This window comes from Paraburkholderia fynbosensis (genome assembly GCF_902859935.1).
Lineage (GTDB): Bacteria > Pseudomonadota > Gammaproteobacteria > Burkholderiales > Burkholderiaceae > Paraburkholderia > Paraburkholderia fynbosensis.
Genome location: NZ_CADIKI010000004.1, coordinates 109,649 through 122,777 on the forward strand (window position 1 = coordinate 109,649; position 13,129 = coordinate 122,777).

Genomic DNA, 13,129 nt, shown 5'->3' on the forward strand with positions numbered 1-13,129 from the left:
GCTCACACGAACGTTTATTCGGATGAGCCGCTGGACCACGGCTGCAGCCTTGGTTCGGGCACGGCTACGCCGGCGCGCGCGCCCGAGTTTTCGATCCAGCGCTTTCTCATGGGGGCAAGGATGAACTTCGCGGAGACGGCGGCGGCGATCGAGATCACCGCTGCCGAGATGAACACCGTGTTCCATCCGCCGTTGGCCGACAGCAGCGAGGCGATCGGCACCAGCATCGCGGCCGTACCCTTCGCGGTATACAGCGTGCCCGCATTCGCAGCGGCGTGTTTGCTGCCGAACGTGTCCGCGCAAGTCGCGGGGAAGATCGAGAAGATCTCGCCCCAGCAGAGGAAGACAGCGGCTGCGAAGAACATGAACGCATACGGGTTGTGGCCGAACTGCATCAGCCCCAGCAGCGCGACACCTTCACCGAGGAAGATCATGAACATCGTGTTTTCGCGGCCGATGCGGTCTGAGAGAAAGCCGCAGAGGGGACGGGTGAAGCCGTTGCACAGGTTGTCGATCGACAGCGTCATCGTGAGGAGCGGCAGCGTGATGCCGATCAAACTCACGGGCAGCTTGGCAAAACCATATTCCTTCGCGATGGGCCCGAGTTGCGCCGTCGCGATGATGCCGCCGGCTGCCACGAATACGAACATGAAATACAGCACCCAGAAGAGCGGCGAGCGGATCATCTGGCCGGAGGTGTAGTCGATCTTGCTGGCAACGATACGTTTGGCCGGGATCGCATTGGCGGGCGGCTTCGGCCGTACCATCAGGGTGGCGAGCAGCAGGATGAAGACACCCTGGAAAATGCCGAAGAACATGAACGCGTGCTCGTAGCCCGAACGCTGGATCATGTTGGCAATCGGTATCACCGTGACGGCCGCGCCGGCGCCGAAACCCGCTGCGGTTAACCCGGCTGCGAGACCGCGTTTGTCCGGAAACCATTTGAGCGCCATGCCGACGCAGGTGCCATACACGCAGCCCGCACCAATGCCGGCGATGACCGCTGCGACGTACAGCTCGGCGAGACTGGTCGCATGTGCGTTGATGATCCAGCCGAGCGCTGCGCACAATGCGCCGCCGCTCACCACCGGGCGCGGCCCGAACTTGTCGACGAGCCAGCCCTCGACGGGCACGAGCCAGGTTTCGGTGACGATGAAGATCGTGAAGGCGGTCTGGATCGCCGCCTGGCCCCAATGGTGAGCGTTGTCCATCGGTACGACGAACAGCGTCCACGCATACTGCAGATTCGCCACCAGGCCCATGCACATGATGCCGATGCCTAGTTGCACCCACCGGTGCTGCCAGAATGGTGCGCGGCCGCCTTCCGATACGTTGGGATGTCCCATGTCTCCGTCTCCTGTTCTGCCGCGCTCGAATGGCGCGTTGAACTTACGTGATCGAATCGCTTCGTCGCCGTTTGGCTGCGGGCGATGAAAGCGCCAATGGTCGGCCAGAAGCACTGCACTCGCGAAAACCCTTACTCGCCCACGCACAAGAGTTCAGAGAACGCTATTGCACGTGCAACGTGTGTGAGGGGATGCTGCGCGTGAACGGCAATAAACAAAAGTTAAAACATTTTATGGTTTGTATTAGGCATCCCTAATATGAGGGTCTACCCTTTGGCCCCCGGAGGAAGTGCGGAACGCGACTTTTTCGCCGAGAGCGGGTTTCCCCGGAGGTTAGCTCACCGCGCGTTTCTTGCGCGCGAAGCTGACGAACCCGGTTCGTTCGGCGGGTAGCCGCTGTGAAGATTAAGCGGCTCGAAAAGCATGCAGGACGGGGTTTTCGCTGCGCATGAGGTCGTTGGATTTCCTGCGAGACCGCGCATGCGGGAGGTAAATAACTGGGTCTCCGCCGCTTGACGCCGCCGCACCGGCGGCCCCATATATAAACAAAACACTATCGTTTATCGAAAAAACTTTAACTATTGTTTATTCATGGGCGCTTCTATTCTGAGTCAATGTCACTTGCCGGAAGGAGACGACCATGAACCCAGCTCAATTGCATGCTCGCGACAGCGAGCACGATGCGCAAGTCCAGGCGCAACTGTGTGCCTATAACGCCGCTTTCGACGAACTCGGCCTGCGCTTCCGTTGGGATGAGCGCACGCTGACGACGCTGGCCATGATCGATGGCGAACAGGAGCAGATTGCCGCGTACATCGAAGCGCAGCATCCGCACTTGCTGAAAGCCTATAGCGCCGAATTTCTGAGCCGTGCCATTCTCGAGAAGAAACACGCCCGCTATCCGGCGCGCTTGCAGATACGGGTCGATGGTGCGACGCGTGCGAGCCACGTGATGCGTCAATCACAGATGAGCCGCGGGTCCGAACGCCTGTCGTACGAAGCGGAGTTGCCGGCGCTGGCGGGCGCGTAGACGGCGGCGCGCGGCATGAGGGCGCCGGCTGCGGGACGGCTACGCGCCGTTCAGCGCTTTAGCGCCTCACCGCTGCGTGCGCCGATTCTCCACCGCGAACTTGATCAGTTCCGCCTGACCTTCGATATCGAGCTTGCGCTTCAGATTCAGCCGGTGCGTCTCCACCGTCCGCACGGACAGATCGTTGCGCTGGGCGATCTGCTTGCTCGATAGGCCCTCGGCCAACGCATCGAGAATGTCGCGCTCGCGCGGCGTGAGACGTTCGACGGGCGATTGCGTCGCCGTCGCCTGGATCAGCCGCGCGCCGAGCCCCGCGCTGAAAAACGTCTTGCCGTCGAGCACCGCGCCGATCGCCTGAATGATTTCAGTGGCGGGCGAGTCCTTGAGCACGTAGCCGCTCGCGCCCGCGCGAACCGCCTGGGTCACGTATTCGAGATTGTCGTGCATCGACAGCATCAGCACGCGAATCGCCGGAAAGCGCTCATGAAAGAGCCCCGCCAGCGCGATGCCGTTCATCCCGTTCATGCCGACGTCCATCAGCACCAGATGTGGCGTCTCGCTCGCGGCGAGTGTTAGCGCCTCCTGCGCGTTGCCCGCTTCGCCGACCACTTTGAAGTGGCGCACCGCTTCGAGACGCGCGCGCAGCCCGTCGCGCACGAGCGGGTGATCGTCGACGAGAAGCAGGCGCGCGATGGCGAAAGAGGTGTCGTTCATGAATGGATTTCCTGCAGGGGCGGCTGCGCCGCCTCGGATGTGCCGAGCGGCACGCGCGCGGTGACGACCGTATGGCCGGTTTGTGAGGCGAGCGACAGCTTGCCGCCGAGCGCTTCTAGCCGCTCGCGCATATTGCGCAGACCGATGCCCGAGCGCCGGCCGACGAAAGCGTGCGTTACGTCGAAGCCGCGGCCATTGTCAGCGATCGTCAGCGTGACCGCGTCGTGAGAGATGTCGAGCGCGAGCGCCGCGCTCGACGCCTGCGCATGGCGCACGATATTGGTCAACGCTTCCTGGGCGATGCGAAACAGCACGGTGTTGACGGTGTCGGGCAGCGTTGCCGCATGTGTGTGCGTGATCTGCGTGAAGCCGATCTCGATACCGGACTCCTCGCTGAGTTCGCGCGTCAGTTGCTCCAGCGCGGCCGCAACGCCGAGATCGTCGAGCATCGACGGACGCAGCGCGTGAGAAATACGCCGCACTTCGCGCAAGGTATCGCCGAGCCGCGTGAGACTGGTGGTGAGCGCGGCTTCGGCGGCGGGCACGCGCGCTTCGCCGCGCTCGAAGCGCGCGAGCGCGGATTCGAGCAGCAGCTTCACAGACACCATCATCTGGCTGATGCCGTCGTGCAATTCGCGCGACAAACGTGCGCGTTCGTTTTCCTGCGACTCGACCACCTGTTGCGCGAGCCGCTTCAGTTTCGCGTCGGCGCTGCGGTATTCGGTGACGTTGAGCACGATCGCGCACAGCGCGATCACGGCGAGCCCGGCCACGGCAATGGCGTCGATCCACTTCATCGTGCGATCGATGTTGGCGGCCGCGCCTTCGTCGATATGCGCGAGCGTCGTGTCGACGTCGTCGAGATAGATGCCGGTGCCGATCATCCAGCCCCAGCGTTCGAGCGGCACCACGTAGCCGAGTTTCGACGCGATCTTGCCGGTCGACGGTCGATGCCACAGGTAACGCACGTAGCCGCCGCCGCGCGAGGCCGCGGCGACCAACTGCTGGATCGTCGGCGTGCCCTGGCTGTCACGCAGCGCCCATAGATCGCGTCCGACCAGATCGGGCTCGCGCGGATGCATCAGCGAACGGCCGTGCATGTCGTAGACGAAGAAGTAGCCGTCCTTGCCGAAATCCATTTTTTCCAACACGTCGAGCGCGCGCATGCGCAGCAGTGCATCGTCGCGCGCGTTGTCCCGGCCGGCATCGTAAAGCGGCGCGATCGCGGTGGTGGCAAGCTCGACGTAATGTTTGAGCTCGATTTCCTTGCTCGCCATGTACGCGGCCTGGGTGGTCGCGTGCTGCGTTTCGGCGAGCGCCGTGGCTTCCCGGCGCACGCCGGTTTCGATGCTGGCGATGGCCGCGAGAAAGGGCACGATCGCCAGCAGGACAATCTTCGCTTTGAGTTTCATCGTTGAAAAAACAGCCGACAGGCTACGTAGTATTACGTAACCGGCTTACGTAGTTGCGCGCTTGTGAGGACGCTCACGAAGGCGAATACTACATCCCCGCGGCAACCCGCGCGCGGCGGCTCCCTTTGGCTTGTTGCGCGCGATCGATAATAGACCTAGGAGAAGTTCGTGGAGACCTCCCCATCCGCCGGCCGTTCATGGCTCTGGCTCATTCTGCTGATCCCGTATATCGCGCTGCTGTGGCTGCCGTTCTATAACGACACGCATCCGCCGCTGTTCGGCTTTCCGTTCTTCTACTGGTATCAGTTTCTGTGGGTGCCGTTGACCTCGCTGCTGATTTACATCGTGTATCGAGGTGTCAAATGAATGATCTCAATCCCGTGAACCCGGTGGCGATGACCGTGTTCATCGCGTTCTTCGTGCTCGTCACCGTGATCGGCTTTTTCGCCGCGCGCTGGAAGCGGGGCGACCTGACGCAATTGCATGAATGGGGCCTTGGCGGCCGCCAGTTCGGCACGATCATTTCGTGGTTCCTCGTGGGCGGCGACTTCTACACCGCCTATACCGTGATCGCGGTGCCCGCACTGGTGTATTCGGTGGGCGCGTACGGCTTCTTTGCATTGCCGTACACGATCATCGTCTATCCGTTCGTGTTCGCGGTGATGCCGAAGCTGTGGAAGGTCGCGCATGCGAAGAACCACATCACGGCGGCGGACTACGTGCAGGGCGAGTACGGCGGCAAGTGGTTCCCGGCGGCGGTCGCGCTGACCGGCATCGTCGCGACGATGCCGTATATCGCGCTGCAACTCGTGGGTATGCAGGTGGTGATCAAAGGGCTCGGCGTGAGCGGCGAAATGCCGTTGATCGTCGCCTTCGTGATTCTGGCGCTCTACACGTATGCGAGCGGCCTGCGCGCGCCGGCGATGATCGCGTTCGTCAAGGACATCATGATCTATATCGTCGTGATCGCGGCGGTGTGGCTGATTCCGGCGAAGCTGGGCGGCTACGCGCACGTGTTCGACGCGGCCGATGCGCATTTCAAGGCCAAGGGCGGTATGACCGGCATCATTCTGCACCCGGGGCAGTTCACCGCGTTCGCTTCGCTCGCGTTGGGTTCGGCGCTGGCGGCGTTCATGTATCCGCATACGATGACGGCAGTGTTGTCGTCCGCGTCGGCGAAGACGGTCAAGAAGAATGCGATCTTCCTGCCGGCGTACACGTTGCTGCTCGGTCTGATCGCGTTGCTCGGCTATATGGCGATCGCCGCCGACGTGAACGTCAAGTCGGCGTCCGACGTGGTGCCGGCGTTGTTCGGCACGCTGTTCCCGCAGTGGTTCGTCGGCTTCGCGGCTGCGGCAATTGCGATCAGTGCGTTGGTGCCCGCCGCGATCATGTCGATCGGCGCGGCCAATCTCTTCACCCGCAATCTGTGGCGTCCGCTGGTTTCGCCGAATATCTCGCCCGAGAGCGAGGCTTCGACCGCGAAGATCGTGTCGCTGGTCGTGAAGTTCGGCGCGCTGCTGTTCATCGTGTTCCTGCCGACGCAGTATGCGATCGACCTGCAGTTGCTTGGTGGCGTGTGGATTCTGCAGATTTTCCCGGCGATCGTGTTCTCGTTGTATACGCGTCGACTCAACACGCCGGGTCTGTTCTTCGGCTGGCTGGTCGGGATCCTGATCGGGTCCGGGATGGCGATCTCGCAAGGGCTCAAGCCGGTGTACGCGCTGCATCTCGGCGCTACCACCTATCCGTTGTATATCGGCCTGATTGCGCTGGTGGCCAATATCGTCGTGACTTTTGCCGTGTCGGCGGTGTCGCCGCGCCGAGCGGTGGCAGCGGCCTGATCGTTGTGTTTGTCTGAATAGAACGCCGCGAAGCTTCTGCTTCGCGGCGTTTTTTTGCCCACTTTTTGGCGGTTCCTTGCCGATTCGCCTCAGGCGTCGGCCCAGCGGCGCAGCAGATTGTGATAGATGCCGGTGAGGCTGACCACCGTGGGGTCGTTCGAACCCTTCTCGGCGGCAAGACGCTGCACGTCGTTGTCGAGTTGAAACAGCATGGTGCGCTCGCCGTCGTCGCGCACCATGCTCTGGATCCAGAAGAACGATGCGACTCGCACGCCACGCGTGACGGGGCTCACGTGATGCAGACTCGAAGCAGGGTAGAGCACCATATCGCCGGCGGGCAGTTTCGCGCGATGCACGCCGTAGGTGTCTTCGATGCAGAGTTCGCCGCCGTCGTAAGTGTCCGGCTCGGCCAGAAAGAGCGTGGCCGACAGATCGCTGCGAAGGCGGAAGTCAGTGCCGCGCAGCAGGCGGATCGCGTTATCCACGTGAGTGTTGAAACCGTCGCCGCCTGCGTAGCGGTTAAAGAGCGGCGGGAACACTTTCAGCGGCAGCGCCGCGGAAAAGAATCGCGCGTTGACGCCGAGCGCGTCCTGAATCGCATCGCCGACCGCGCGCGCGGCCGGTGAGCCTTCGGGGAGTTGCTGGTTGCGCTTGGCCTGCGCCGACTGCATGCCGGAAGTCGCATTGCCGTCGATCCATTGCGCCGCGTCGAGCACTTCGCGGTATTGCGCGACCTGCTGTTTGCTGAGTACGCCTTGCAGGTGGAGCATCATGCGCGTGATTCCTGTGCGGGCCGCAGCATGGCGTTATATTGCGCGTTGCCGTTCGCCGTGGTGTTGCCGGTGATGGGCGCGGCGGCGTTCGCTGTGAAGCCGTTTGCCTCGATGTCTTCCCCCAGCGCGCGAAATACGCTCACCGTCGAAGCCGCCAGCCATCGCTGCATCTTCGCGACGAACGTCGGCGTCGCCGTGTGCGGCACACGTTGCAGCCATTGCAGCGCGTGGTCGATCTCGCCGCGTTCGGCCAGCAGCCGCGCATAGTTGAACTGACCGCGGAAGTCGCCGCCTTGCGCCGCGCGCCGGTAATAGTCGAGCGCGATAGTTGCATCCGCGTCGACTTCCCAGCCGTCTTCGTAAAAGCTGCCGACGAAGTTCAGCGATTTCGCGTGCCCCAGTTCGGCGGCGCGCCGGAACCACTGCAACGCCTCCGCGCGATCGCACTCGACGCCGTTGCCGAGCGCCAATGCCGACGCGTAGTTGTACATGCCCCAATCGAGTCCGGCCCGCGCCGCGAGCCGATACCAGTAGACCGCGACCGGGGCGCAAGCGGCGGTGCCCCAGCCATGTTCGTAGCAGCGGCCCAGCATGTTCATCGCCATAGGATGATCGCGCCGTGCAGCGTGCCTGAACCAGGTGAACGCTTCTTCGGCATCGCGCTCGACGCCATGGCCATCGAGCAGATATTGCCCATACACGGCCTGCGCTTCGACGATGCCGTGATGCGCGGCCGCCGCCACCCAGGCGGCGGCTTGGGCAGCCGGCCCGGAGAGAATCGTGGCGAGCTCGTCATGGGACACGCTCGCCAACGCCTTCAACGTCACCTGTTCCATCGGGCCGGTGCCTAGTAGTGCGCGTTGAGCGTCAGGAACGCGGAACGTCCTGGCGCGATCGACGCATAGTGGGCCGCATAAGCCTGATCGTAGTAGGTGCGGTTGAAGATGTTCTGCACGTTCAACTGCAGGTCGACATGCTTATTGACCCGGTACGTCGCCACACCGTCGAAGCGCCAGTAGGAGGGCACCGCGCGCAGATTCGCCGTGTCGCCGTACACCTGCGACATGTAGAACGCGCCGCCGCCGATCGTGAACTTGGGCAGCACGTCATAGGTGGTCCACAGGCTGACGCTGTTCTTCGGCGTGTTCGGGAACCGGTGGCCGTTATCCGACGTGGTCTTGCCGTTGTCGCGCAACTCGCTCTTCAGATACGTGTAGCCGCCGAATACTTGCCACTTGTTGGTCAACTGGCCGGCCAAACCGAATTCGAAACCTTGCACCCGTTTGTTGCCGACCATCGCGTAGGTGTTGTCCGGCAGCGTGACACGTGCATTGGTCGTGTCGATCTGGAAGATCGCGCTGGTCAGCGAGAGCTTGTTGTCCAGCACGTTCCACTTGGTGCCGAGCTCGATGCTGCGGTTCTTTTCCGGCGAGAGGGCAGCCGCGTTCACGCCAACGCCGCCACGACCCGGTGTGAGCGACTGCGTTTCGCTGCCCTGGCCGAGCAGCGAGCCGGCCGGCGTCGACGAAGTGGAGATCGACGTATAGATGCTGCCGTTCGACGCCGGCTTGAAGACGAGACCGAACTGGTAGTTGAACAGCGTATCGTCGCGCGAGACTCGGCCGGCGCCGTTGGCGACGGTATTGCGCAAGTCGGTCGAGTAGTCGTCGACGCGCAGGCCGACGTTGGCTTGCCAGCGCTTCGTCAGCTCGATCGTGTCGAATGCGTACAGCGATCTGGTGGTCGTGCGCTGCTCGCTCGGGTCGTTGGTCTGCTTGACCGAACCGGCCCACGGGTCGTTCGGATTCGGCGTCCACAAGCTCGTGCAGTTATAGTTCGACGCCGCGCCGATGCCGGCAGTCTTACAGATCGCGCCGCTTGCCGCAGCCACCGCGTACGAGTCGTTCACGCTCGTTTCGCGCGACACTTCGAGGCCGGTGGTGAAGCTGTGCTTCAGGAAGCCCGTCTTGAACTCGCCGAACAGTTCGGTCTGGTTCGCGAGGCTATAGACGTCGCTCGCGCGCGTGTTCGCGCGGCGCCACACCATGCCGTTCACCACGTTGCCCTGGCTGTCGTCCGGCTGGGTCCAGATGTAGTCCTGGCTCGACTTCGTGTAGCGCGTCGTATTGCGGATCGTCAGGTTGCTGTTGATGTCGTGCTCGATACGCACCGTGCCGATATCCGAAGTCGTCTTGCGGAAATCACGGTCGATCAGACCGTAGAAGTTGTGACGGTCAACCGGAGCCGGATAGATCGTGCTGACGCCTGCCGGCTTGTTGGTGGTCGTGTAGTAGTACGGAATGCCGCTGTCGGGCAGGTCGTCCGTTTGCAGGTGATAGTAGCTCGCCGTCACGCGGGTCGGCGTGCCGAGGCCGTACGTGAACGACGGCGCAATGCCCCAGCGTTCGTTGTTGACCGCGTCGCGGCCGGCCACGTCGTTGTTGTGGCTCATAACGTTCAGGCGGAACGCCGCGTGATCGGCCATTTGCCAGTTGCCGTCGGCAGTGAAACGGCGATAGCGGTCGGTGCCCAGCCCCACGCTGCCGTCCGCCGAGTTGCCCAGATGCGGGGTCTTGGTGATCAGGTTGATGCTGCCGCCCGCGCCGCCGCGGCCGCCAAATGCGCCGTCCGCGCCCTTGGTCACTTCGACGCTCTGGATGTTGAACACTTCGCGGGTGGTCGCGCCGACATCGCGCATACCGTCGACGAAGGTGCTGCCCTGCGCGTCGTAGCCCCGGATGAACGGCCGGTCGCCGAGCGGATTGCCGCCTTCGCCGGCGCCGAAAGTGATGCCCGGCACTGTGCGCAGCGCTTCGGTCAGCGTCGAGGCGCCGGTGCTCTGGATCAGCTCCTGCGGAATCACGGTCACGGAGCGGGGCGTGTCGAGCAGCGGCGCGGTGAATTTGATTGAAGACGACTGGTCCGTCTTGAAGCCGTCGTCCGTCTGGCCTTGCACGGCGATCGCTGCGAGCTGGCCCTCCCGCTCAGGCGGCGCAGTGCCCGTGGTGTCTTGGGCGAGGGCGGGGCCGGCAGCCAACATGCTGCACAGCGTCGTGCTGATTTTGCCGAGCTTCGGTTCGTCGGACCGCAACTTCATTTTTTTATCCCGTAGTGCTGGAATCCGGGAGGGCGTGGTGAACCTTACCCATGAATTCCATGTTTATTACAAAGAGTTTGCGAACCGCATTCTAAGTAATTGCTGGGTAATTGAGAAGCGTTCTCAATAAAGAGCGATGGAACTGCCATCTGGTGCGATCGTGCTGCCGCGGCGAACTGGATGGAAAACGCACAGAGTTAACGGAAGAAGCGCTGTATTTGGCGCGTATATTCGTCTTTATTGCGCTCGCGTGGCGAACACGCGACAGCTCCGAAAAGAGGGTGCGCGACGATGGCTTCGCCCTCTTTTCGATAGGGAAAGAGGGAGGCGACCGTTCAATGAGCGTGCTCGAGTGTTTCGGTTCGTCCCTGTTCTTTCATACGAATAACAGGCCGCGCATGGCCGTGATTCAGATTCAGGTACGCGGGCGGACGTTTTCACCGCGATGTGGCGGTCGATGTGTTGCTGCAAAGGCGCCGGTAACGCAGGAGCCAAAGCTTCGTTTCGCGGACCGGTCTGCGGCTGGCAGTCCGAACAGGGCCGCGCCGACGTTCTCATGCAGGCGGCGCAGGTTCGTTGTGCAAGAAACCTGCGCGATCCACGGCATGCGATGCCCCGCTACAGGATTCGCGCCAGCACTAAAACCGCTCGACGCTGAACGGCTGCGGATTCACCACCGTCGGTTCCCCGGTCATCATCTCGGCGATCAGCCGGCCCGTTATCGGACCGAGCGTCAGTCCGTGGTGCGCGTGGCCGAAGGCGAACCATAAACCCGCGTGTCTCTTCGCCGGCCCGATGACCGGCATCATGTCGGGTGTGCATGGGCGCCCGCCCATCCACGGTTCACGGTCGAGACGCTCGCCAAGCGGAAACAGCGTGCGCGCAATCGGCTCGACCGCGGCGAGTTGCGTCGGCGTTTTCGCCGCATCGCGGCGCGCGATTTCGGCACCGGTCGTGAGCCGGATGCCGCGCGCCATCGGCGCGAGCAGATAGCCGTTCTCGACATCCAGCACCGGATGATTCAGCCGGGCGTTTTCTCGCGCCGCGTAATGCATGTGGTATCCGCGTTTGACAGCGAGCGGCACGCGATAACCGAGCCGCGAACTCACGCGATCCGACCACGGTCCCAATGCGACGACCGCCGAGTCCGCCTTCACCGTGCCGGCTTCCGTATCGACCTGCCAGCCTTCGCGAAACGTGTCCGCATCGCCGAAAAAAAAGCGTCCGCCCAGCGCTGCGAAATACTTCGCGTACGCGGTGACAAGCGCATTCGGATCGCTGACCGAATCGGATTCGGGGTAGCGCAGCCCGCCTCGCAGATGCGTGTCGAGATCGGGCTCCATCTGCTGCAAGCGTGCGGGATCGAGCGTTTCGAATGCGACGCCATACTCGCGATGCCACTGTTGCGCGAGCCGCATTTCCGCCTCCTGTGCCGCGTCGCTGCGAAACACCTTGATCCAGCCGATCGGGCGCAGCAGCGCGCTCGCACCGGCAGCGGCAGCAAGCGCGCGGTGCTCGCTCACGCAATGTTCGATTAGCGTCGAATACGACTTCGCGATTTGCGCATGTCTTGCCGGATGAGAGTTGCGCCAGTACTGCCACAGGAACGGCGCGGTCTTGAGCATCGCGTCGGCGTGGTAGCGAACGTCGGGCGACTGGTTGCGCGCGTAGCGAAGCAGGGTGCCGAGGTCGCGCGGAAACGCATAGGGATAAACGCCTTCGCGCTGAATCAGCCCGGCGTTGCCGAACGAGGTTTCGTTGCCGGGCAATTTGCGATCGATCAGCGCAACCTGGCGGCCGCGCTTCTGCAAATGCACGGCCACGCTTACGCCGACAATGCCGGCACCGAGCACGACGGTATCGAATTTCATGCTGCGTGTTTGCCTCGCTTGAAATGATTGCGCTTGAAGATCGAAGATATCCAGGACCCGCTCATCGCTTGAACTCTGGTCTCGGCGGGTTTCATCTTACAACGCGGTGTTGCCGCAGAACCCGGATAACCCGCTCGAATGGACACGGAAAACCCGCGAAAAGGAGCCATGCAAGTGCGCGTCACACACACTGATCCGCCTCACTTCGAAGCATCGAACATCATCCGGCACCGACCCGCATCCCGTCACCGTGTAAACTGCTGACTTTTTGTCTCCGGTGGTATGTTGCAAGCCCCCCAGCGCATAGCGCCCAGCGGCCCGGCGCTTATTCGCCTGCTGGCCCGTCTGGCGGACGTCGATGTCCCCGAATCCAGGCAGTCGCTGTCGGACCGGCTGAGCCAATGGCTCGGCTGGACCGACGCGATTGCGTTGTCGTCGGCGCTGAACGGCAATCCGCCCGCGCTCGCCGCCGGTGCGCGCGGCTTCGGCAGCGCCGAAGAGGACGAGTGCGTCCGTGTGCGCGGCGCGCTCGCCAAGGCCGTTGCCGGCGACAGCGTGTTGGCCGGAACGCGGCGGCGCGGTCACGGGCAAACGCAGATGCAGATGCAGATGCAGGATGCCCCAGCCGACTACGCCGTGTTTCGTCAACGCTACCTCGCAATCCAGCAGTCGATGGAAACGGGCATCGCCACGCTGCGCGGCCGTCTGCGAGGCATGCTCGCCGCGCGGACGCCCGCGATGGCGCGTCTCGCGCTGATCGACGCGGTGATGGAGCGTGCGCTGAGCGAGCGCGAGCGGAATCTCCTCGCGTCGGTGCCGGGCCTGCTTGCCGGGCACTTCGAGCGTTTGCGCGCAGCTGAAGAGCAGGCGCTTGCCGCCGCACAGACAGCAGAGGCTTCCGAAGACGCCGTGCCGGTTACGCCTGGCGCCTGGCTGGACGTATTCCGCAAGGATATGCAGAGCGTCCTGCTTGCCGAACTGGAGGTTCGTTTTCAACCGGTGGAGGGGTTGCTCGCGGCCCTTCGCACCCGCTAACTGGGAC

11 protein-coding genes are annotated in these 13,129 nt (G+C 63.0%); 4 read left to right on the top strand and 7 right to left on the bottom strand.

Features of this window, described 5'->3' with window-relative positions; all coding sequences use genetic code 11:
- Positions 1–14 precede the first annotated feature (14 nt).
- Entirely contained in the window at positions 15–1,346 is a 1,332-nt protein-coding gene (oxlT, locus tag HV770_RS08235; protein ID WP_175158935.1) for an oxalate/formate MFS antiporter, read from the bottom strand.
- 640 nt (positions 1,347–1,986) lie between these two features.
- On the opposite strand from oxlT, the gene HV770_RS08240 reads away from it, so the two are divergent.
- Positions 1,987–2,376, top strand: a complete 390-nt coding sequence (locus HV770_RS08240) for a hypothetical protein (protein ID WP_175158936.1) — start codon at positions 1,987–1,989, stop codon at positions 2,374–2,376.
- A 66-nt stretch (positions 2,377–2,442) separates the two neighbouring features.
- On the opposite strand, the gene HV770_RS08245 is transcribed toward HV770_RS08240, so the two are convergent.
- Positions 2,443–3,090, bottom strand: coding sequence for a response regulator (locus tag HV770_RS08245; RefSeq protein WP_175158937.1), 648 nt, complete (start codon positions 3,088–3,090; stop codon positions 2,443–2,445).
- Positions 3,087–4,502: a cache domain-containing protein gene (locus HV770_RS08250; RefSeq protein WP_175158938.1), complete on the bottom strand. Its 1,416-nt coding sequence runs from the start codon at positions 4,500–4,502 to the stop codon at positions 3,087–3,089. The genes HV770_RS08245 and HV770_RS08250 overlap by 4 nt, the downstream gene beginning before the upstream one ends.
- 168 nt (positions 4,503–4,670) lie before the next feature.
- Here HV770_RS08250 and HV770_RS08255 point away from each other — a divergent pair, with 168 nt between their 5' ends.
- Positions 4,671–4,868, top strand: a complete 198-nt coding sequence (locus HV770_RS08255; protein WP_042329644.1) for a DUF3311 domain-containing protein — start codon at positions 4,671–4,673, stop codon at positions 4,866–4,868.
- Positions 4,865–6,346, top strand: coding sequence for a monocarboxylate uptake permease MctP (gene mctP / locus HV770_RS08260; protein WP_175158939.1), 1,482 nt, complete (start codon positions 4,865–4,867; stop codon positions 6,344–6,346). The genes HV770_RS08255 and mctP overlap by 4 nt, the downstream gene beginning before the upstream one ends.
- Positions 6,347–6,435: 89 nt before the next feature.
- Here mctP and HV770_RS08265 read toward each other — a convergent pair whose 3' ends face one another.
- From HV770_RS08265 to HV770_RS08280, 4 genes are all read right to left on the bottom strand, one after another.
- Positions 6,436–7,119 carry a Fe2+-dependent dioxygenase gene (locus tag HV770_RS08265; RefSeq protein ID WP_175158940.1) on the bottom strand — a complete coding sequence of 228 codons (684 nt, stop codon included), beginning with the start codon at positions 7,117–7,119 and terminating at the stop codon, positions 6,436–6,438.
- The gene (locus tag HV770_RS08270; RefSeq protein ID WP_175158941.1) at positions 7,116–7,955 is read right to left on the bottom strand and encodes a tetratricopeptide repeat protein; all 840 of its coding nucleotides are present in this window, start codon (positions 7,953–7,955) and stop codon (positions 7,116–7,118) included. The genes HV770_RS08265 and HV770_RS08270 overlap by 4 nt, the downstream gene beginning before the upstream one ends.
- Positions 7,956–7,966: 11 nt before the next feature.
- The gene (locus HV770_RS08275; protein ID WP_175158942.1) at positions 7,967–10,216 is read right to left on the bottom strand and encodes a TonB-dependent receptor; all 2,250 of its coding nucleotides are present in this window, start codon (positions 10,214–10,216) and stop codon (positions 7,967–7,969) included.
- Positions 10,217–10,854: 638 nt separating this feature from the next.
- Positions 10,855–12,087 (bottom strand): NAD(P)/FAD-dependent oxidoreductase, encoded by a 1,233-nt coding sequence (locus tag HV770_RS08280; RefSeq protein ID WP_175158943.1) that lies wholly within the window; start codon positions 12,085–12,087, stop codon positions 10,855–10,857.
- A 282-nt stretch (positions 12,088–12,369) separates the two neighbouring features.
- Between HV770_RS08280 and HV770_RS08285 the strand changes: the two genes are divergently transcribed.
- A complete protein-coding gene (locus HV770_RS08285; RefSeq protein WP_175158944.1) occupies positions 12,370–13,122 on the top strand; it encodes a DUF3348 domain-containing protein in 753 nt (250 codons plus the stop codon).
- Positions 13,123–13,129 lie beyond the last annotated feature (7 nt).